This is a genomic window from Rickettsiella endosymbiont of Xylota segnis (assembly GCF_964019545.1).
Classification (GTDB): domain Bacteria; phylum Pseudomonadota; class Gammaproteobacteria; order Diplorickettsiales; family Diplorickettsiaceae; genus Aquirickettsiella.
Map to the genome: position 1 here is coordinate 399196 of NZ_OZ026451.1, position 21667 is coordinate 420862.

General features: G+C 33.7%; 25 protein-coding genes. 15 read left to right on the forward strand and 10 right to left on the reverse strand.

All coding sequences use genetic code 11. From position 1 onward, the window contains the following. The first annotated feature begins 273 nt into the window (after nt 1-273). Complete coding sequence (locus tag AACL18_RS01835) at nt 274-771, forward strand: response regulator (protein ID WP_339051004.1); 498 nt, start codon at nt 274-276, stop codon at nt 769-771. 40 nt (nt 772-811) lie between these two features. Here the strand turns inward: AACL18_RS01835 and lolD are convergent, their stop codons facing one another. The 4 genes from lolD to udk all read right to left on the reverse strand — a co-directional run bounded on the left by lolD (nt 812) and on the right by udk (nt 4323). Next, the gene (gene lolD, locus AACL18_RS01840; RefSeq protein ID WP_339051006.1) at nt 812-1531 is read right to left on the reverse strand and encodes a lipoprotein-releasing ABC transporter ATP-binding protein LolD; all 720 of its coding nucleotides are present in this window, start codon (nt 1529-1531) and stop codon (nt 812-814) included. Continuing rightward, nucleotides 1524-2777, reverse strand: a complete 1254-nt coding sequence (locus tag AACL18_RS01845; protein WP_339051008.1) for a lipoprotein-releasing ABC transporter permease subunit — start codon at nt 2775-2777, stop codon at nt 1524-1526. Before AACL18_RS01845 ends, lolD begins: the two co-directional genes overlap by 8 nt. An 83-nt stretch (nt 2778-2860) precedes the next feature. Continuing rightward, nucleotides 2861-3676: an enoyl-ACP reductase gene (locus AACL18_RS01850; RefSeq protein ID WP_339051010.1), complete on the reverse strand. Its 816-nt coding sequence runs from the start codon at nt 3674-3676 to the stop codon at nt 2861-2863. 14 nt (nt 3677-3690) lie between these two features. Beyond that, a complete protein-coding gene (gene udk, locus AACL18_RS01855) occupies nt 3691-4323 on the reverse strand; it encodes a uridine kinase (protein ID WP_339051581.1) in 633 nt (210 codons plus the stop codon). 266 nt (nt 4324-4589) lie between these two features. Here udk and AACL18_RS01860 point away from each other — a divergent pair, with 266 nt between their 5' ends. Further along, a complete protein-coding gene (locus AACL18_RS01860; RefSeq protein WP_339051011.1) occupies nt 4590-4952 on the forward strand; it encodes a hypothetical protein in 363 nt (120 codons plus the stop codon). A gap of 635 nt (nt 4953-5587) precedes the next feature. On the opposite strand, the gene AACL18_RS01865 is transcribed toward AACL18_RS01860, so the two are convergent. Further along, nucleotides 5588-5782: a hypothetical protein gene (locus AACL18_RS01865; protein WP_339051012.1), complete on the reverse strand. Its 195-nt coding sequence runs from the start codon at nt 5780-5782 to the stop codon at nt 5588-5590. 201 nt (nt 5783-5983) lie between these two features. On the opposite strand from AACL18_RS01865, the gene AACL18_RS01870 reads away from it, so the two are divergent. The 4 genes from AACL18_RS01870 (at nt 5984) to AACL18_RS01885 (ending at nt 9548) form a co-directional block, all read left to right on the forward strand. Then, nucleotides 5984-7888 (forward strand): heme lyase CcmF/NrfE family subunit, encoded by a 1905-nt coding sequence (locus AACL18_RS01870; protein ID WP_339051013.1) that lies wholly within the window; start codon nt 5984-5986, stop codon nt 7886-7888. A 12-nt stretch (nt 7889-7900) separates the two neighbouring features. Then, nucleotides 7901-8431 carry a DsbE family thiol:disulfide interchange protein gene (locus tag AACL18_RS01875; RefSeq protein ID WP_339051015.1) on the forward strand — a complete coding sequence of 177 codons (531 nt, stop codon included), beginning with the start codon at nt 7901-7903 and terminating at the stop codon, nt 8429-8431. Between the two features lie 15 nt (nt 8432-8446). After that, nucleotides 8447-8884, forward strand: coding sequence for a cytochrome c-type biogenesis protein (locus tag AACL18_RS01880; RefSeq protein WP_339051017.1), 438 nt, complete (start codon nt 8447-8449; stop codon nt 8882-8884). Between the two features lie 112 nt (nt 8885-8996). Further along, nucleotides 8997-9548 (forward strand): response regulator, encoded by a 552-nt coding sequence (locus AACL18_RS01885; RefSeq protein WP_339051019.1) that lies wholly within the window; start codon nt 8997-8999, stop codon nt 9546-9548. A 169-nt stretch (nt 9549-9717) separates the two neighbouring features. Here AACL18_RS01885 and AACL18_RS01890 read toward each other — a convergent pair whose 3' ends face one another. Continuing rightward, nucleotides 9718-9909, reverse strand: coding sequence for a hypothetical protein (locus AACL18_RS01890; protein ID WP_339051021.1), 192 nt, complete (start codon nt 9907-9909; stop codon nt 9718-9720). Between the two features lie 51 nt (nt 9910-9960). On the opposite strand from AACL18_RS01890, the gene AACL18_RS01895 reads away from it, so the two are divergent. The 9 genes from AACL18_RS01895 (at nt 9961) to AACL18_RS01935 (ending at nt 19139) form a co-directional block, all read left to right on the forward strand. Next, nucleotides 9961-10143, forward strand: coding sequence for a hypothetical protein (locus AACL18_RS01895; protein WP_339051023.1), 183 nt, complete (start codon nt 9961-9963; stop codon nt 10141-10143). A gap of 242 nt (nt 10144-10385) precedes the next feature. Beyond that, entirely contained in the window at nt 10386-11114 is a 729-nt protein-coding gene (locus AACL18_RS01900) for a hypothetical protein (protein WP_339051025.1), read from the forward strand. Nucleotides 11115-11224: 110 nt separating this feature from the next. Continuing rightward, complete coding sequence (locus AACL18_RS01905) at nt 11225-12298, forward strand: NAD-binding protein (protein ID WP_339051027.1); 1074 nt, start codon at nt 11225-11227, stop codon at nt 12296-12298. A 19-nt stretch (nt 12299-12317) separates the two neighbouring features. Beyond that, entirely contained in the window at nt 12318-13901 is a 1584-nt protein-coding gene (locus tag AACL18_RS01910) for an ATP-binding protein (protein WP_339051029.1), read from the forward strand. A gap of 64 nt (nt 13902-13965) precedes the next feature. Further along, on the forward strand, nt 13966-14745 hold the full coding sequence (locus tag AACL18_RS01915) for a helix-turn-helix transcriptional regulator (RefSeq protein ID WP_339051031.1): 780 nt from the start codon (nt 13966-13968) through the stop codon (nt 14743-14745). A 280-nt stretch (nt 14746-15025) separates the two neighbouring features. Next, nucleotides 15026-16438, forward strand: coding sequence for a hypothetical protein (locus AACL18_RS01920; protein ID WP_339051033.1), 1413 nt, complete (start codon nt 15026-15028; stop codon nt 16436-16438). A 15-nt stretch (nt 16439-16453) separates the two neighbouring features. Then, on the forward strand, nt 16454-18055 hold the full coding sequence (locus AACL18_RS01925) for a PAS domain-containing hybrid sensor histidine kinase/response regulator (protein WP_339051035.1): 1602 nt from the start codon (nt 16454-16456) through the stop codon (nt 18053-18055). A 246-nt stretch (nt 18056-18301) separates the two neighbouring features. Beyond that, the gene (locus AACL18_RS01930) at nt 18302-18679 is read left to right on the forward strand and encodes a hypothetical protein (protein WP_339051037.1); all 378 of its coding nucleotides are present in this window, start codon (nt 18302-18304) and stop codon (nt 18677-18679) included. 94 nt (nt 18680-18773) lie between these two features. Further along, nucleotides 18774-19139, forward strand: coding sequence for an FAD-dependent oxidoreductase (locus AACL18_RS01935; RefSeq protein ID WP_339051039.1), 366 nt, complete (start codon nt 18774-18776; stop codon nt 19137-19139). Here the strand turns inward: AACL18_RS01935 and AACL18_RS01940 are convergent. From AACL18_RS01940 to AACL18_RS01950, 4 genes are all read right to left on the reverse strand, one after another. Further along, nucleotides 19136-19879 carry a queuosine precursor transporter gene (locus tag AACL18_RS01940; protein ID WP_339051041.1) on the reverse strand — a complete coding sequence of 248 codons (744 nt, stop codon included), beginning with the start codon at nt 19877-19879 and terminating at the stop codon, nt 19136-19138. The genes AACL18_RS01935 and AACL18_RS01940 overlap by 4 nt on opposite strands. A 51-nt stretch (nt 19880-19930) precedes the next feature. Further along, entirely contained in the window at nt 19931-20587 is a 657-nt protein-coding gene (locus AACL18_RS08115) for a VUT family protein (protein ID WP_422395900.1), read from the reverse strand. 58 nt (nt 20588-20645) lie between these two features. Continuing rightward, nucleotides 20646-20876, reverse strand: coding sequence for a hypothetical protein (locus AACL18_RS01945; protein WP_339051043.1), 231 nt, complete (start codon nt 20874-20876; stop codon nt 20646-20648). 88 nt (nt 20877-20964) lie between these two features. After that, on the reverse strand, nt 20965-21666 hold the full coding sequence (locus AACL18_RS01950; RefSeq protein WP_339051045.1) for a S24 family peptidase: 702 nt from the start codon (nt 21664-21666) through the stop codon (nt 20965-20967). Nucleotide 21667: the final 1 nt, after the last annotated feature.

Genomic DNA, 21667 nt, shown 5'->3' on the forward strand with positions numbered 1-21667 from the left:
AATTAAATGTATCTATTATAACGAATATCAACCCTGGTGTGGATAGTAGGAGTTGTTTTTATTTAAAATAGAGTATGTGAATTAGAGCATAGTCATGTAGGCTTACACAGAGGATACTTAAAATAGTTATTGTTGAGACTAAAAATGGATTAATACATTGGCTCAACTTAATTTATGGAAGGTCATTTGCGACTCGCAATGATCGGGCTTGTTATTTTTGCAATGATTATAGCGATGGAAAATAAAACGATTGCTAATTTATGGAGAAGAATAATGTCAATTTTAAAATTACGAACTAATCTAATGGAAAAAATTAAAGATTTTGGGAGTAGTTTCCATCCTACATTAAAAAAACCTTTAGAAGAACTAAGTTTCCCAATAAAAAATGTGCGTAATCCTTTACCTAGAATTCTATCGATAGATGATAACAAAATTTGTCAAAAAATTAATGTAAATAATCTTCAAAAATTTGGTTGTACTGTAGAATGTGTTAATTCAGCACGCAGTGCTTTAGACAAATTAAGCTCATCCTACCAAGTTATTCTGTTAGACGTTAATTTACCGGATTGTAGCATTGATTTATTAATTAATTTAATTCGGAGTGACGAAAGAAATGTTAATCAAAAGGTACCCATCGTATTAACAAGTAGTTGGCTTCATGAAAATTGCAAAAAAAATTATTTGGCTATGGGCGTTAATGAGGTCTATATAAAGCCTATGCAAGAAAATGATTTTAAAAAAATTTTACAAAACTACGGTATTATCGCTTAAAATTTTAAATAACAGTAAAAAGTCTACAAAGGATTATTTTTCAACTAGAACTTAACTGACCGTCTTCCATGTGTAAAATTCTATCTAATCGACTAGCGAGATTTTGATCATGCGTGACAATAACTAAGCTGGTATTAAATTCTTCATTGAGTTCAAGTAAGGTTTGATACACTTGTTCTGCGGTGTGGCTGTCAAGATTACCAGTGGGTTCATCCGCTAATATGCAAAGCGGGTTGTTTACCAATGCTCTTACGATGGCAGTGCGTTGACGTTCTCCACCCGATAACTCACCGAGCTTATGATGTTGTCGATGTATCAGACCGACTTTTTTTAATAAACTCAGTGCTTTCTTCTGAGCGAATACAGGCTCAACGCCCGCTAGCAATAAAGGGATACATGTATTTTCTAATACGGTAAATTCTGGTAATAAATGATGAAATTGATAAATAAAACCAAGATAACGATTACGCAGATGACTGCGATGGTTCTCGCTCAACTGATCTAAATTTTGTCCCGCCAGAAAAACTTCACCCGAACTGGGTCGATCCAATCCACCTAATAGATGTAATAAAGTACTTTTTCCAGCGCCAGAAGGACCAACAATTGCAATGCGTTCGCGAGCTTGCACAGAAAAGTTGATAGGTTTGAGTACTTCTACATACAGAGAACCATCATGAAAGGTTTTACTTAAATGAGTACAACTCAGTACCGGAGCATCCTGCTTAGAAGGAGTAGCTAAATCGCTAGGTGATCTATTCATAACGTAAAGCCTCTGCAGGAAGTGTGCGTGCGGCTTTTAATGCCGGATAGATGGTGGCTAATAAACTCATACCCAAAGCGGCAATACAAATATGAATAATATCGGCTGTTTCAATCTTGGAAGGTAATTTATCCACAAAAAAGTAGACGTTAGACGCAAGAATTTGTACATGAAAGACATGTTCGATAAAGCTTAAGATGTTACTGACTTGGGAAGCTAATGCAATTCCGCCGATTAAGCCAAGAAATGTGCCACTAAAACCTATCACGCAGCCTTGTACCATAAAAATACTTAAAATCGTAGCAGGAGTTGCACCCAAAGTACGCAAAATCGCAATATCGGATTGCTTATCAGTAACAACCATCATTAGTGATGAAACTAAATTAAACGCCGAGATGGCAATTAATAAGAGTAAAATAAAAAACATCATTCTTTTTTCTAAAGAAATAGCATACATCAGACTACCAAACGTACTAGTCCAATCGCTTACCATATAAGTAGGGGGTAAAGCTTTAATAAGCGCATTCGAAACACTCGGTGCCGCATACAGATTATTTAACTTTAAACGCAAGCCAGTGACACCTTGACCTAATTGAAACAAAGTTTGCGCATCTTTTAGAGCGATGTAAGCCATGCTGCTTTCAAATCCGAAACTGCGTCCGACACGAAAAATTCCACTGACGGTAAAAGTTTTAAAGCGCGGAATAATACCGACCGGTGTTAAGCTAACACTGGGTGTGATGACATTGACTTTATCACCGATTTGAATACCCAAACTTAAGGCTAATTCTTCGCCTAGCACAATGTTATAGTGACCGGGTTCTAAATTGAAATTACCTTCTACTATTTTGTGCGGTACTTCAGAAACATTTTTTTCTAATTCAGGTAACACACCGCTAATCATAATCGGATGCGGTTGCCCTTGATCGACTAACATCCCTTGTCCAGATACATAGGGGGCGCTGGCGATAACGTCCGCTTGATGAGAAACTTTTTGTGCTAATGAATTAATTTGAGTCAATGGCTGTCCGTTTGTCGCCGTGATAGCCACTTGAGTCGCCATATTAAAGATGCGGTCGCGGATCGCATTATCAAAACCATTCATCACCGATAAGACTGTGATCAGTACCATCACCCCGAGGGCGATACCAATCATCGAAGTCAAAGAAATAAAGGAAATGAAATGATTGCGTTTTTTTGCACGTGTATAACGCAAACCAATATATAAAGCGATGGGACGAAACACACTAAGACCCTATTACTGTTGTTAAGGTAATATACCACTCGCTGGAAAGATTGCGAATTTTTATGCCCAGAATACGGAGCTAGCTAATTTCCAAGTGCGGTTTCAACCGGTTCACCCATAGCCACGATGGCATGAAAACCACCATCGACATGAACAATTTCACCGGTAATACCTGAAGCCATATCAGAACACAGAAAAGCCGCGGTATTTCCGACTTGTTCTATAGTGGTATTTTGGCGTAACGGCGTAACCGCAGCATTATAAGCTAAAATTTTTCGAAAACCGGAAATGCCTGAAGCCGCTAAGGTACGAATCGGCCCAGCCGATATGGCATTCACACGAATATGTTTTGGACCTAAGCTATTCGCCAGATACCGGACATTAGCCTCTAAACTTGCCTTGGCTAAGCCCATAATATTATAGTTTTGCATGGCTTTTTCGGATCCCAGATAACTGAGTGTAAGAATAGCGCCGCCGTTAGCTTGATCTTTCATCATCGGAAATGCTGCTTTTGCTAAGGCAGCTAAACTATAACTACTGATATCATGAGCAATTCTAAAACCTTCACGATTAACATGTTCGAAATAATCACCTTGTAATTGGTCGGCAGGTGCGTAAGCCACTGAATGAACTAAGATATCCAAACCATCCCAGTTGACATTCAGCTTTTTAAAAAGTTCAGTAATATCTTCATCGCTACTGACGTCACAAGGAATGACGATGTCTGAATTAAAATCCCTACTTGCCATTTTAGCGACACGCTCTTTTAGTTTTTCACCTTGATAAGCAAACGCGAGTTTAGCTCCTTCACGGTGCATAGCTTCAGCAATCCCGTAAGCAATCGATCGATCACTGGCTAAACCAACAATTAACGCACGTTTATTATCAAGCAGACCCATGATTTTCCTCTTTGCTAGTTGCTAAAATTATTTAATAATTCGCGAATTTTGGCTTTGATAAGTTCAATAGCAATCCGATTTTCGCCACCACGTGGCACAATGATATCAGCATAATGTTTAGAAGGCTCGATGAACTGAGAAAACATCGGCCGCACCGTTTGTTGGTATTGGGTTAACACCGTTTCAATTTCCCTACCGCGTTCAACGACGTCACGTTTAATGCGGCGAATTAAACAAATATCTAAAGGGGTATCCATATAGATACGGATATCCATCAGCTCCCGTAACCCAATTTCGGCAAACAATAAAATGCCTTCTAAGACAATAATATTATGTGGACCAAGGCGTCGTGTTTGTTGCTCACGAATATGCAAGGTGTGGTTATAAATAGGAATTTCTACCGATTCACCGGCTTGTAGTTGTTTAAGATGCTCAACGAGCAAGCCGTGATCGAACGCATCCGGATGATCATAATTGTTTTCTATACGCTTTTCAAAGGCGATGCTACTGTTATCTTTATAATAGGAGTCTTCAGAAATGACGGCGACTTGTTCGGAGCCCAGTTCCTTGACAATAGTATGCGCCAATAAACTTTTACCTGAAGCAGAAGCTCCAGCAATACCGATAATGATACAGCGCTGCGTCATACAAGCCTTAGTATTCAATAAATGCTGGTAAGTTAGCAGTTTTTGATAAAAAGGTAAATGGCAATAAGCTTTGCATAGTAAAAAAATTAATACGCTCGTCATGACGAACGAAACGTCAATGAGCGTGGCCATCTAGAAGGAAATTTTTATGCGCATAGGGCATCAAGAAAATTACTGATCAGTAAAATTTTTTGAATAATTTTATTACACTAAAAAACATTTATATGTGAAAATATAGTAAAGGAATATTTAAAAAGGATAAAAAAATGGACATAGAAGAGATTAGTGAAGATAGAGAAGAAGAAATCCAGCAGCTTAGCCAACAGATAAACTTTTCGGAACAATCCTGCCTTTTTTCAAAAGCACCATTTAGAAAAATATTAGGTATGTCAGCTCCATTGATGCTTTCACAGTTAACCAATATGTTAGGCGGATTTGGAAATGTATATCTTTTTTCAAGATTAAGTGCTGATTCACTTACATCTGCAGGACTTATTGCAACACAAAATCTATTTGTTGCTTCTTTTGGTAGCAGTTTGTTTGGCGCTAGCGTGTTAATGACAGAAGCATTGAACCGAAGAGACTCAGATCCAAGAAGTATGGTATTTTGTGGCGCCAAACTCAATTAATCACCTTTACTTACGACCTTGTAGTGATACCTCTTTTTTTAACTATGGATTCTATTCTATCTAAATTAGGTCAGAGTCAAGTATTGCTTTCTCACATACGCATTATTATGCTATTGGGTATGTGTTTAACCTTTTATGCTTAGGTAATCAACAAGTATTTCTGAGTCATCAGAATACTTTGTCTATTTTGGAGTTGCGAAAGAAAAAAAGATGGAGAAATTATTTTATAAACTATCAGGCACCTAAAAATAATTTTTGTCCAAAGTTATATAAAACTTTAATTGAAAATATGGATTTATTAAGGCAAGTTATATATCTAAAAAAATTACTAAAGAATTTTCTGACCGAGAATCATTAATAAAGTTTACTCGTCCATGGCTCCCTTATTTAGATCCTATTCCAGATTTTGCTCGCGATTCATTTCTTAATGCTTTTATTAACTGTTATTTATCTACATCGGGTAAAAATATAATGGGCTTTGATGTCTGTACGATAAGCGCTAGTCGTAGGTCATTTGATTTAGAAAAAAACTCAGAGGATACTTATTTACAGAAATAAAAAAATAAATCGTGGGTTTTTAGTAAATTCCTTAATTTCATTCTGGTAGGGTAGAACGATCCCACCCCAATCTAATTTTAACGTCCGGCAGGGTAAAATAGGAGCGAATTATAAAAATTATTGTCCATAATAATTGCTTCACTCTGTACCCAAGTGGTTTCTGAACTAGCCATCCAACATGAGTCTTTCCCTTGAACCCATTGTGTTTCTTGGTTTTTTTGCCAGCAGGGTGCATTATACTGAGACCATGTCATTTCAATTTTATCCATCATAATTATTTCCTTATACAACTAAAGACGATACTATATTAGTATCTTAATTATTATTAATCAATAAGCTTTTTTCCCATTAATTTGTGTTATAAAAAAAATCATGAGTTATTTTTTTTTGTATATCTAATTTTTTTATAGTAAATAGAGCTACGTAAAATTAAAAAAATTTAATCTAAATTAATAAAACAAAGGAAGTTTTCTGTGACATTTCCCTATGCGCTATTGTTAGCTGCTTTTTTTCTAGCACTCTTGCAATGCGGCGTCCCTTTAGCAAGTTTTTATTACCAACGTCTGCAATGGCTTAAATGGGTTAAGCCGCTTACTTGGTCGCAATTTATGTTGGTTGCGTTGGCCATTCTAAGTTTAGCGTATGCGTTTTTAGTGAATGATTTTACTTTTGCCTATGTTGCGCAGAATTCAAATTCACATTTACCGTGGTTTTATCGTGTGTGTGCGGTTTGGGGTGGGCACGAAGGTTCGATATTGTTATGGGTATTTATTTTAAATCTATGGACAATGGCCGTCCTTATTTTAGATCAATCCATAGAACTGGCATTATTAGCACGAGTCGTAGCGGTACTGGGATTTATTAGTGCGGGTTTTCTATTATTTTTGTTAACACTTTCAAATCCATTTAGTTTAGCCGCAGAACGTGTGCTGGATGGACGCGATCTAAATCCCTTGCTACAAGATCCAGGTTTAATTATTCATCCACCTTTACTTTACATGGGCTATGTAGGTTTTTCAGTCAGTTTTGCTTTTGCGGTAGCCGCCTTATTAAGTGGTCGTTTTGATAAGGAATGGGCAAAACGCATGCGACCTTGGACTTTAGCGGCTTGGTGTTTTTTGACCTGGGGAATTGTATCGGGTAGTTGGTGGGCGTACCGTGTATTAGGGTGGGGAGGTTGGTGGTTTTGGGATCCGGTAGAAAACGCTTCGCTATTACCTTGGCTTGCAGGCACCGCATTAATTCATTCCTTATTAGTGGTCGAAAAACAAGAAATATTAAAAACTTGGGTGATATTGCTTGCCATATTAAGCTTTGCTTTGAGTTTAATCGGTACGTTTATCGTACGTTCTGGTATTTTAATTTCGGTGCATGCTTTCGCCGTTGATCCTTGGCGAGGTGTATTCATGTTAGGTTTATTAGTGCTATTAATAGGCGCGGCATTGTGCATTTATGCTTATAAGATCCACACTTTTAAACAACCGCTTGCACAGATTAGCTTACTCTCGCGCACTCTGTTGTTAATTGTGAATAATGTTTTACTCAGTGTGGTGATTTTTACCGTGTTACTTGGCACATTATATCCCTTAATCATTGAAGTATTAGATTTGGGTAAACTTTCAGTTGGTGCACCGTATTTCAATCTGGTGTTTGCGCCGTTTGCTATTTTATTATTATTTTTTATGGGTTTATCCTATTTAATTCCATGGAAGCAAGAAGTTCGCGCCGATGTTTTAAGAAAAATAGTCAGTATCCTACTTATTTCCTTCAGTTTAAGTTTTAGTTTGATTATTTTGTTTAGTAAAGAATTGCACTGGCAAGTGCTGATAGGTTTGAGCTTAGCCTTATGGATCTTATTAAATACTCTACAGTTGCTTAGAACATCATTTAAAAAAAAATTAAGCTTAAAAAATATTTTTAAAACTCAAGGCGCCATGTTAATCGCGCATGCAGGTGTTGCTATGCTAGCGATAGGCATCATTTTAAGTAGCTACTATAGTCTGGAACGTAATGTGCGAATGAGTGTCGGAGATAATTTGTCCTTAGGCGGTTATCACTTCAAGTTACAACAGGTCTATGCTTTACAAGGACCTAACTACACTGGCGCAGTGGCCAATATCCAAGTGAAACATCAGAGCAATCAATTTCTACGCCCACAATTACGTTATTATCCCATAACCGATGTCATGATCAGCAAACCCGCTATTGCAGTAGGTGTTTGGCGAGATTTATATGTGTCTTTAGCCGAACCCGTGGGGAAACAAACCTGGGCCTTGCGATTTTATTACAAACCTTTTGTGCGTTGGATTTGGATAGGTGGACTTTGCATGATGCTCGGTGGTGTATGGGCCATTCTGTCTCGACGTTACGCAAAGTGAAGCGTTGATCCGATGCGTTATCTTATTCCATTACTGGTTTTGCTTATCATGGTCTTTTTCTTATGGCGGGGCTTAGAAAAAGATCCGAATCTATTGCCATCACCCTTAATCAATCAAGCTATTCCAGAATTTTCAGCGCGTGATTTATTAGAAAATCATGCAACACTACGGAAAAAAATATTTTTACAGCATTGGACACTATTAATTGTATGGTCAAGCTGGTGTTTGACCTGTACCGAAGAACAATCTTTTTTGTTAAAGTTGCAGAAAAGCCATTTCATTCCAATTTATGGTTTAAGTTACCGCGATAAATTCAACCAAGCAAAATTATGGTTAAAAAAACAAGGCAACCCGTTCCAAAAAATTATCTTTGATCCGCAAGGTTTGTTCGCTATTGATTTGGGAGTTTACGGCGTGCCGGAAAGTTATTTAATTGATCCACAAGGCATAATTCGTTATAAGCAGGTCGGTCCATTAACGGCCTCGATTTGGCTAGAGAACATGGCAACCCTCATCAAACAAGTCAATAAAAATCCTCATTAGATTAAGCCGTAGACTATGTTGCAATTTGTGAAAAAATTTTTAAAAAACTTCTTAAGCAAGCTATTTTTCCTGGCCATATTTTTTTCTCCGTTGGCGGTTGCTGTATCATCTGATATGTATGTATTTACTTCCGCACAGAAAAAAGCACAATTTGCAGAAATCATTCATGAAATGCGCTGCCTAGTATGTCAAAATCAAAATTTAGCCGATTCAAACGCGCCCCTCGCTCAAGACTTGCGTTTAATCATTTACCGACGTGTCCAAAATGGCGAATCACCAGCGCAAATAAAAAAATATTTGGTTAGTCGCTATGGCGATTTTATTGCATTTAGACCCGTTTTTTCACAGTTAACCTATTGCTTATGGTTAAGCCCATTTATTTTATTTTTAGTTATTATGTTTATTCTTTTATGCAAATTAAGGAAATTTGTTCCACAAATTACGAGTGTTTAAATTGATTTGACTGTACTTTTAGACAGCTACCATTTTATTTAAAATTTCTGCATAATTATTTTTAATAACAAATTATTATTTTTAAAATTAATTGGTATTTTAAGGGAGATACATGGAATCTGAACAAAAACAAACCATAACAACCGTCACTATTAGCAAACGCGCCTTGTTAGTCGAAGACTATGTCCCTTGCCAGAAAATAATGACTAATTATTTACAGCAACTGGGTTATGAAGTAGAGCTGGCTGCAGATGGTATTACCGCGATACAACGTGTGCATAACAAAGTCTACGATTTGATTGTCGAAGATTTAGGTTTAAGTGGTGCATCTGGTAAGGAAGTGATACAAAATGTCCGTAGCAGCACGCTGAATGTCGGTACGCCCTTATTGGTGTGGAGTGCTTATATAAATAGAAATGACGAAGAAAAATACCTGGCTTGGGGAGCTGATGGGGTATTGATCAAGGTTTGCCAAGTCAAAGAGTTAAAAAAAGCCATAGAAAGATGTTTTTTAAAAACTCGCTATCATAGAAAATTTTATTATCAGTTGCAAAATTTTAAAAAGAAATTGGAACATTTTTTAAGTGAATCTGAAACACATTCAAAGATAGTGAATGTATTAATAAATTTAAATTTACATTATATGAAGCACTACTTACTATAGAAGAACATCAACATTGGTTGAATCTGAGCAGGAATTAAAAGTAAGAAAGATATAGAAAATGGAATTTTTTAAGGTTCTAATAAGTTAGGCAAATTTTTAGATTCCTTGTGCTTAAAGTTAAGTTTCTCAAGGTAACAGATACTTCAAAAAAAATACCTACATTTTTTTGTCATTGTCTTCTAAAGTTTTTGTTCAGAAAGCCAAGGACAAATTTTAAGCAAGATAAATGAAGTTTATTTTTTAAAAAATTTTTGACAAGATATAAGGTTTTATTTCGTTGACCTTCTTCAAAACCAATGTGAAAACCTCTTTTGTAACCTTCTAAGTAAGCTAGCTGTTCAAAACGATTGTTATTGTTCATAGTTGTTCTTCTATTTCTTTTCCTAAGTTTAATTCTTGCTCGGATAGTCTTATGCCTGATTTAATCAAAGACAATGGAGCATTATGTTTAATTAATTTTTTGGCAATTAATAAAATTCCTTTTTCACGAACTTTTTCCAATCCAGATGCAGAATCTGCTGAGCGTGTACCGGTTGTTCAGAGATTGTTATTCTTTCCTTTATTGTCTACTAACAGCAAGGATTTTAACCAATGATTGTCTTAAAAGATATACAATAATCTTTAGATAGTTTTTTTAAATTTCGAACAACTTTATAATAAAAAAATTAGATAATAAAAAATTTTTAAGATCATATTTTGTAATTTTAGGTATAATATTTTTTACGACAAATATTTTAAATAAAATCATATAAACAAGAAAAGTAGTTTAAAAGAGAATTATCTAAAACATTTTTAGAATATTTGGATAATTTGTCATCGAATAAGCGTATCGAACAAATGGAATCGCTATTGTATGAGACAGAGCAGAGAAATCTACCGACATTGACTATATCCTTTTTACTTTTAAAAAATAATAATATGCGATTGTTTACTAGCATTATAGAAGATCCATGCACTCTTGAAAAAGCAAAGACATTACTTTATGAATATTACATAGAAAAACTAAAGTGGGATATACATACTGATAATTACTCAGGAATTAAAATTAAAAAAACATTCCAACAAAAAAAGTTTGTTGATGATTATGATGATTATTCTATTTGGTTTTCGGTTACTAACGAAAATAACAATGTGCTTGCGTGTGCTAGACTTTGCAAAGAGGATGCCAGAGGATTATTAGAAATTGAACGTTATACCGAAGCAAAACAACTGCTTCGTCCTATATTAAATTCAAAAAAACAACTTAATTTAATTGAATTAAATAGAGAAGCAATTTTACCAGATAACCCTGACTATAAAGTTGCTAGTTTAGTATTGTTAAAGTTTATTTTTAACTACTGCCTAACACATAACTATTCTGTTTTAACTACTACTAATATACCAGAATGGTTAACACTCTATAATTCTTTACCCCTTATAAAATTATTTGATTGTCAGTTTAGATATGCAGAGACAGACCCAAATCCAGTTGAAGTTTATTTCATAAAAAATAGAAACTTAAATAATATTCTGACTAAAATTAATTTCTACCTGGAAAATGATAATTTTTTTAAGTTTAAAAATTAAGCTAAGACTTCAGAGAGAGTGTAAATAAAATAGAAAGCTATCAAATTAATTAACCTATGGCCAGTAAAAAACAAAACTTCAAGTCATTGGGGGAGAACAACTAATATAATATGATTAATTTTAGTGCTTTTGAATCCGTACGTAAGAGATACACTAAAAATTGCATACCATTTTTGTATGAATTACGTAATTTTGTCCAAGATAATAAAATATATCACGGATTAAAAATACTTCATAATACCCCGTTAACTATTGAAGCTGTACTTAAGATAGAAATTCTTTTACTAGGGGGTGCAGAAGTTACAGCAAGCTGTATTAGTAGTTTGCCTCCAAGCTTAGAGGCGATAGAGATATTAAAAAGTGCAGGTGTTGAAGTTCAAATAGAACATGGATTCAAAAAAATGTATGATTTTCACCTGGATTGCTGTGGAGAACTGCTTAATATCGACCCACCTATGATTGGTGCAATAGAGTTGACTCAAACTGGAAGTACATTGTATAAAAAAGCAAACTGTCTTTATCCTATTGTTTCTGTTGATGATTCCTTACTCAAATTATTGGAAACAATGTTAGGAACAGGAGATGGATTTCTTAGAGCTATAACTTATAAATCTAGTCATGATATTTACGATAAAAAATTTATATTGTTTGGATTTGGAAAGGTGGGTAGAGGCATAGCACATTCACTGATGAAGTTTACTAACAGAATTGTAGCAATTGATATAAATAAAAAGGCTAAAGAAATGGCTTTGAAGTGTGGAATTAAATATATTCATGGCACAAATAAGAAACTAATTGCTGAGGAGCTAAGAGATAGTTCTTTTGTAGTTTGTGCAACTGGCGTAAAAAACTTAATGACAAATTTTTATTCTTTTAATAAGTTTAATTTTAAAAAAGCAATTTTAATTAATATGGGTGCATATGATGAATATGGAGATAATTTTGATAAAAAAGAGGTTTTATTTGACAAAAAACCTTTCAATTTTTCTATCTCAGAACCAACAGCCATGAAGTATTTAGATCCAATTTTTTATGCACATAATCTAGGAATTGAACTGATTCTAGCTAAAAGAATAGGCCTCGGGTACAATGCTTTTCCAGATGATATAGCGAGAGGGATATTAAAAAAATGGTCTATTATTTATCATGAAGAATTTTCTAAAATAGAAGAATTTTTTTATTAAATTTTAATAGAGAATATTAATGAACTATAAGAATTCAAAAAATGATATAAATACTAATGCTAAATATTATTTAGATAATATTGTGGAACAGATTCCATATTTTATTTTTTGGAAAAATACAGACTCGGTGTATCTTGGTTGTAATCAAAAATTTGCAAATCTTATTAATAAAAAATCACCACAAGAAGTTATTGGTGAGACTGACTTTACTTTAGGTTGGGGGAAAGGTGAATCTGAATTATTCAGGCACGGAGACCAGGAGGTGATGAATGGAAATTCTAAAGTAAATGTGGAAGAAATACTTATTAGACCTGATGGTTCTCGAATCGTCATGTTGGTTAATAAATTACCCATGCTCGATAAAGGTGGCAATTGTATTGGAATCTTAGGTACATCTATAGATATTACTGAACGAAAAAAATTAGAAGAAAATTTGAAGCTTTCCAAGGAAAAAGCCGAAGTAGCTAACAAAGCTAAAACTGAATTCATCCTGAATATGAGTCATGATTTGCGCACTCCCTTAGCAGGTATTATAGGCTTAGCTAACATTCAAGCCAAAGAAGAATCAGATGCACAAGATAAAAATCTATGGATGTGGGTCCATGATGCTGCAGAACAGCTTTTAGAACTACTTAACTCCGTAATCGAACTCACTGCTGCGGAACATATCGTCGATCGAGTTAAACAAGAAAGGATTGATTTAATAAAATTAGCTGAAGAACTACATAATTTAATGCAACCGACAGTTCAAAGCAAAAATTTAACTTTCCAAATAAAAATTGATCCCAAGCTGCCCATCATTATCAGCGATAGAATTAAATTAAAAAGAATATTTCTTAATATTTTATCTAATGCACTTAAATTTACTAAACAAGGTAAGATTAGTTTAGAAATTAATTTAATCGGTATTAAAAGCCAACAGGCATCAATTAAAATAAAAATTACTGATACTGGAATTGGTATTCCCAAAGATAAACAAGATAAAATATTTGATCGTTTTTATCGTGTACATCCTTCTTATCGGGCTGAATATAGCGGCTATGGCATAGGTTTATACCTCGTTAAAGAAACTACCAAAGCCTTAGGTGGGAAGATAAAAGTTTCCAGTGAGGAAGAAAAGGGCAGTTGCTTTATCTTAGAGTTTAATTTTGCATTAGCAGAACCCGATTCAAAACTTATTGCTCCGAATCCTTCGGAATTAATAGTTGAATCCGAAGTGTTAACCGATCAACATAAAGGCACCGTATTAGTGGCTGAAGATAATAGCTTAGTTCTGTATGCGGTGAATAAAATGTTGTTGAGTTTAGCTTATCGTGCGATAACCGTTTCCTCTGGAGAGGCAGCATTGCATGCTTTACAAACTAAGGTCTGCGATTGGGCTTTATTAGATATTGGTCTACCGGATTTGGATGGAATGGAAGTGACGAGACATTTTCGTGAATGGGAGAAGCTAAACAATAAACCACATCTACCTATTTTTGCTTTAACCGCGCATGCTGAAAAAAAGATTAAGGAACAATGTAAGAAAGTAGGTTTTGATCATGTACTTGAAAACCCTTTTACCGAAAAAGATCTTAGGCGTATCGAAAAAATTTTAAAATAGATCAAACTTAAAACATTTTGCTATATTATTTTAAAATAGTTCACTGAATAAATTTAATTTGTGTATGGTAAAGAATAAACTAAAGACTTTGTCCCCCCTCGACAAATTACACAATCAAGAACATATTTTCAAAAAAGAACTATCCAAAACTTTTCTTGAATATCTCGATAGCATGCCGTCGCATAAGCGTATTGAACAAATATATTCATTACTCTATGGCCAGAATTTACCTATTTTAGATCGAGGTTTAACGCTACAAGAAAAGCGATGTTTGTATTTGGCTGGTCAAGGAAAAGAGATTAAAGAGGCAGCAAGTATCTTAGGTTTATCACAACGAACTATTAAATATCATCGAGCGAATATTATAAAAAAACTGCAAGTTCCTAATATAACTGCTGCCGTTGCTTCCGGTTTTCAATACAATGCCCATCGAAATGTAGATGATCTGATTTTAAGTCTAAATACAGATCAACATTTTCAAAGGTTTACAGAAAAATTTCAGATCATAGCCCAGGCTTTAGGTAAAGTTTTTAATATAAATGTTTTTTTAATTAGTCAGAATGGTAAAATTTATTGGGCGAATGATCATATGCTTAAGTCTATTTTTATTCCGGAATTACATCTCATTCAAGGGAAGCATGTCAGTATTTTTGGCGATAAACCTTGGATTAATACTAAGATGGTTATTAAAACAAGAACAGCTAAAATTCTTATAGAAAAGTTTGCAAATAAAAAATACTTGACAATAAAGGCACCCTATTTTAAAAAAGAATTTAATGGTGTTATGGGATTGTCGATTGAGGTTACGCATATAAAAACATCCATGTTACCTGTTGAACTTTAAGTAAATATTTTACAAGATTAATTAATATTCTGAAATTAAAATCCTTATTAATTAGACTAGGACTAAAGCAATTTAACATTCATTCCTTTATAATTTTTATAGAAAAATTGTAAATACTTGATGATCGATATTTCTCAAATAGCTGCATATAAAACAATCGTATAACATTTATACTCATTCATGTTGAAAATCTAATGATTGTATAAAATTTAAAAATAATACAAAATTAACTATTCTAGTTTGAATAACAATAATAATAAAACCAATCGAGTGATAAAAAATGACAATAACTTGGCTTCCTCATGATAAAATATTTATTAATCAATTTTTCTATAATCATGGAATTGTAGTTATTAAAACACATATTTCAAAGGGAAGTTTAACGACTAATGAAATAATAAGTCATAACGATCGCTTTTTAATTTTACCAATTGAAAAATTTGATAAAAATTTAAAGTATGTTAATAAACAAAAAGTTTTTTTTAGAAATCTAGTTCCAAATTGTTTAAATATTCAATCCGATGTTGATATCTCTTCTGACATTGTTTTATTTAATAGCCAACGTCGAACCGAAATTTTTTTGCCTTTTTCATTTAAAAAAGAAGAAATTAGTATTTACATATATGCATGGGTTTCTAAATCTATCAAAGATAAATCCATTTCATTTGATACAGTAGATAATTTTATCACTGTGGGTTGCATTTTTGGATCTCGTCTAAAAGCAAGGGATGAAATTACTAAAAATTTATTTACATTTATTCGTATGGATATGGACTTTTTTTCCGATAAAAAAATTAAAAGTTTAAATTTAGAAAATTTCCCCCTATCGACTTATGAACTTTTCTTATTTAATGAACTAGAGAGACTAGCTAAGTTGATTTATTCATTATCTTCAAAAGCTTTTAAAAAAAATCTTATATATCATTTTCCATATTATGATTATATCATTTTTGCTTCCATATTATTTGTTCGCGATATTCTTAGCTATGAGGCGTTTGATTCTTTTTACCAGATTATTTTAACGTTGAGTAATTTGTACATAGCAAGAATCACTGATATTTTTCAAGCTTATGATATTAATGTTAAAATTGAATCACCTTATCAAAATATTTTTGGAAGTTTAGATTTTCGATTGCGTTATACGACTGATGCTATATTGACACAGTTGGATATTGTTTTGGATAAAATTAGCAAATCTTCAGGAGATCCTATTGAAGAAGAAAGAAAACTAATTCAAAATTGTTGGAATAAGCTCAGTCTAAATTCATTAGATTCAAATCATAAACCAATATGGGAATTTTTTTCAAAACTATATAACTCCCCCCCTAATTCTTTCAAACAATTGCTTGAACGTGCTAATACCATGATGATAGCTCGTGCATCTTGGGGAAAAGAACAATACACCACTTGTTCATTACTTCCTCATTCAGAAAAGCAAATTCAAATAGGATATTCTAAGTTGATAAAATCTTCCTCCAAACCTTTATCAGATGTGATTAATTTGACTATATTTGATCCTGCTGTTGCTTATACGAATGAAGAAAATATTGGCTTGTTTTCTTGTGATGTTGAAATTAAAAGCATTGGAGACATGATCCATTCTTCACGTAGAAATCAATTTTTCAATGCTCACAAAAATTTGAATACTTCACAATCTGACGGTTTAAAAACTGAAACAAAACTAAATTTGTAACTAAAAATAAAATGTATGAAAAAACTAATAATTGAACAGCGTATTAAAGAAACAATCCAATATTATGAAACCATAATCACTAAGATGCCAGGCCATGTTTATTGGTTAGATAGGCATGGACTGGCGCTTGGTTGCAATCAAAATGTATTAAATATGTTTGGATTTAAATCAGTCAATGAGTTTAAAGGACTATCCTTTGAAAAAATGGGAGAAATTTGCAATTGGAGTCTTGAAACAATTCAATCATTTAAGAAAGATAGTTTAGAGGTTTTACATACAGGGCAACCAAAGCTTAATATTGAAGAACCACCTATCCCAAATCGAGAGGGTCAATTAATCTATTTTTTAACAAATAGAGTGCCTATCATAGATAACAACAGAAATGTGGTTAGTATGATTGGAATATCTGTCGATATTACAGAACGTAAAAGATTAGAAGAAAAGCTTAAATTTACCAAGGAAAAGGCTGAAGCGGCCAACAATACAAAAACTGAATTTATCAGAAATATCAGTCATGATTTACGCACTCCCTTATCCGGTATTATTGGCCTTTCTCAGCTACAAGCTAAAGAAGGGGCAAGTATTCAAGAGAAAGAGTATGGTCAGTGGATTTATGATGCTGCGCAACAGTTATTGGAATTGCTTAATTCGGTGGTAGAGTCAGCGGTTATTGAAGATCCATTAGAGCTAATAAAAAAGGATAGATTTGATTTAATTCAGATAGCAAAGGAGTTGCATGCATTGATGCAAGCTTCAATATTAAGTAAAAAATTAACGTTTCAATTAAAATTAGATGCTCTACCGCTTATAATCAGCGATCGAATTAAATTAAAAAGAATATTACTCAATCTCCTTTCTAATGCCGTTAAGTTTACTAAAAAGGGAACGATCAGTTTAGAAATTAATCTATTATCGATAAAAGATAATCAAGCTAAAATAAGCATGAAGATTTCCGATACCGGCATTGGTATTAGTAAAGATAAACAGGAAAAGATATTTGATCGTTTTTATCGTGTCCATCCCTCATATCTTGCTGAATATAGTGGCTATGGTCTTGGCTTATATTTGGTTAAAAAATCGACTGAAGCATTAGGAGGCACTATAAACGTTTCTAGCATCGAAGGAGAGGGGAGTTGTTTTAGTTTGAAGTTTAACTTTGCTTTGGCCGAACCGGCCAGCATGTTATCCCCAAATAATTTAGAGCCAAACTCTAATGGAGATTTGCAATCCCTAGCTACTATTAACCTAAAAGGTTCAGTGCTAGTCGCCGAGGATAATACCTTAGTTGCGTATGTTGTTAAAAAATTATTAACCGGTTTTGGTTGTCAGGTGGAAATCGCGTCGACGGGTGAAGCTGCATTGCAAATTCTACAAACACAAACCTTTAATTGTGGATTATTGGACATTGGTTTACCAGGTTTAGATGGCATAGAGGTGACAAGACGTTATCGTGAATGGGAGCTTCTTAATAATAAACCTTATTTGCCAATTTTTGCCGTGACAGCACACGCTGAAGAGCAAGTTAAGCAGCAATGTCAAGAAGCAGGTTGTGACCAAGTGTTAATTAAACCTTTCACCGAGAAAGATGTCAAAACTATCAAGAAATTTTTGCAATAAATTAACTTTTCTATTTACACAATAATCATTTACTCAATAATTTAATCTTACTATCTTTAATAAATTTTAATGTGCTTTAAAAAATATAATTTTCAAAAATTATATTAAAGAACTATTTTTGGTTACAATATTTATTTAAAGTAAGCATAAATATTTTATGCTTATAAATTAAATCTATTTATATCTTCTGGAGTTTTCTTGACATATAAAGTTGCTATTGTAGGTGCGGGTATTTTGGTATGACCAATGCGATTTTTATTTTGGAAAATAATAAAAATAGGGGAAGATAAATTTGATCTAACGGTTTTTAGTAAAGAGGAAACATTGGTTACCAATTCAGATGCAGCAGTAGCGACCTGGTTTACACCTAATGACGATAAGCAATGTTGTCTACAAAGTTTGCCTAAATTTGCTGAATTAATAAAAAACCAAACACCAGGTGTGAATATAATTTCAGAAGTTCTTTATTTCACATCGGAAACAGATTTTAAAAACAGTGTTTGGGCAAAGGAATCGGTACGAAAAGCAGTTGAACTGCATGAAAACACCGATGCTGAATTAAAGGTAGGTGGCTTTCCGTTTAGTGTACTGATCAAAATACCGCTGATTAATCCAAATTTTTAACGGATGATAATGTAGTTTATCCGATACGCGGTCAAACCGAAACATTTGCTTTGCACCTGACTTTAAAAATGATCGTTCACTGAATGTTGAAGGATTGACGGCGTATGTCGTTTTTCATCCTACAGACAAAGGGGATGGAGATTGCGTCAATGGCAGCACTTTTCAGATCGGTGACTCGGATAGAGAAATTAGACCTAGCGATACTCAGAGTATTATTAATAAGGTCGTATCTTTTTTCCCGGCCGTAAAAAATGTGACGACTACGCCTAAAGTCGGTATTCGCTGTGGCCGATCTGAAATGGGCATCGAGGCAGAACGAAAGGACCAATCAATGATTGTGCACTGTTATGGGCATGGCGGTAGCCGGTATAGTGCTTCTTGGGGAAGTGCCAATAAAGTTTTAGAACATTGTAATAACTTTGTATCTGAATCCAAAGCAATCCTTAGACACCGCATTTAATTTTTTTTCGATTTATTATTTTGCTTCTGATAATCGGTATTGAGGCTAAACGGATTAAAATTAGTTTGCGTATCATAGATATCTAAGTCTTCAATATTTTTTAAGCGTTTTGCCAGCCGGATTGAAAAGGGTAGCAGCAATAATTCGATAGAAACCATGAATACCCATGAGGCTAACATATGGTGTAGGAAATGTTTAAAATTTGGAATAAAGCCATAAAAAGCAATTGGAGCATAGATCAGTTCATTAATTGTGTAAGCAGTTAAGGTCGAGCCTATGAAACGTATGCCCATGTATTTACCTTTTAAACTAATTTTTAATTTCGCCACGATATAAGAATTAATACTTTCAGTGACTAAATAACTTAAAATTGATGCTAAAAGAATCCGGTTATTAGTCACTAAAAAAGTGCTTAAAGCGACTTTAGATATCGAGCCAGGCACAAGTGTAGCAACTATCAATTGGTCATACAGGATAAAGATTAAAAAAAATAACAAGGCAACCCAGACCGCTACTCGGGCATGCTTATAGCCATACACCTCGGTAATAATATCAGAAATGAGATAGGTTAAAGGAAATATGAAGGAACCTGCGCCAGCATTTAAACCAAATACATTTATTAAACGCGGATCAAGCCAATTAGAAAGGAAAAAAGCTAAGGTATATCCTGAGATAAATACCCATAAATAGGTTTGTCGAATAGGGTTTAGTTCTGAGTGATGACGGCTGGCCGTTTCCAAAGTTATCCTGTTGTCTTTTAATTGATCTTATTTTTCAATGGATGCATTAATTTAGCGTGGAAATTGATCAAATCTATTATTGTTGAGGATATACTTTACTTCAAATTTGAAAAAATTAAACTGTGTATTTTGGTCATATATGTCTAATTTTTCTACTTTCTTAACTTTTTCTATGCAAAAAGTAATAACTGGTAAACAAATCAGTGTTAGGAGTGCACTGATAAACAGGGATGAAATGAAGTGAGCGTTAATTATGCTGCCATGATATTCACTCAGATGTAAAATCAAGCCATTGATGAATGCTGTAAGCATGACACAGACTAGCAATCTAAATTTTAGATGCTTACCATTTAATTTTAGCTTTAAGGTAGCGAGAAGAAATATATTGAAGGGTGCAGTCATCAAATAGCTTAACATATACATAATGCTAGTTTTCAAATAGTCAACTAAGATCAAATTAAACAGCGTGTTATGTACTGCATAAAGGGGACTGGATAGATTGATGATGAATAATGTATAGAACACCGAGAGTATATTGAAAAAAAATCCACACCAAATCGCGCGCCTTGAATTTTTATAGCCATAAACTTCAGTAATAAAGTTAGCAAGTAGAAAGTTTATCGGGCAAAGCAGTATTCCCGCATTAAGCGTTATATTTTTCAAAGAGATGCTACACATAATAAACCAGCTACTGAGTAAGCTTAACATGGCATAGCTTAGTGATAAGAACCATAAACATTTAGCATCTAAACTAAGCGAATGAGGGTTATTCAGATTTTGGCGTATCAATTTCAACTTCCTCGAAAGAGATGACTAAGTCTTTAGCAATGGTTTTTCCGACCGCTAAACCTACTTTTCCATTCATATGGGGATGTGATTTTATTAAATCATTGACATTAAGATCATTCCAAGATTTTTTAAAGACATGACGCTTAAAGGGAAGCGCACAAGTTACAATGAGATAATTATTTTTCATGCGTAGGCTTAAAAGTCGCATTTTTTCTTTATGGATACCTAGATAGCGACAAAACAAGCTATCAATTTTTTCGCAAACAGTTTTAATAACCTAGACCTCCGCGCGTTGATTAAGTTTTAGCATTGACTTGCACAACTACACCTAGAATAGAATGCAATCTTGGATTCAAAATAAGAGGAATAGTGCTATTATCGTAAGTCGTTAACAAAATTTTATCAAATTCAATCTGAAGCTTCCTAATCAGAATTTGAGGATTATTTTCTATCTTAACAGCTACTAAACTATCTTTTTCAAGTGCTGCATTGGGATCAACGATAAAAATAGAACCTTTTTTAAAAATAGGTTTAATTTCTTCTTCGGATTGCAAGGCAATTAAATTTTGTGCTGGGGTGCTTAACTTAATGCATATTTGGCCAATTTTTTCGAGTATAGTCGCATTAAAAGAATAAAGTGGTAATTCGATCTCGATATTAAAAGAAACGGCTTGCTGATCTTGAATTGTCAGTTCTGATTCGTCATTAAATCCCATTAATAAATCATTTACTGTGATATTGAAACCATCTAATTTAAAAAATTCAACAATTTTATTTAAGGTATCAATTCTTGGATTATTGACACGTTTAGTTGGTTCGAGATGGATTAATCTTAACAAGACAGAATGCGGCATGTTTAAATTTTTTGCCAGTCGATACAGCGTGAATTTGACGCCATCACGAGTTGATTTCATTTGCATCAAGGTTCTTAAAGTAAGATATATTTTATTAGCATTCATCGTTGATTGCACTTTTATTAATATTGAATAGTTATTCATA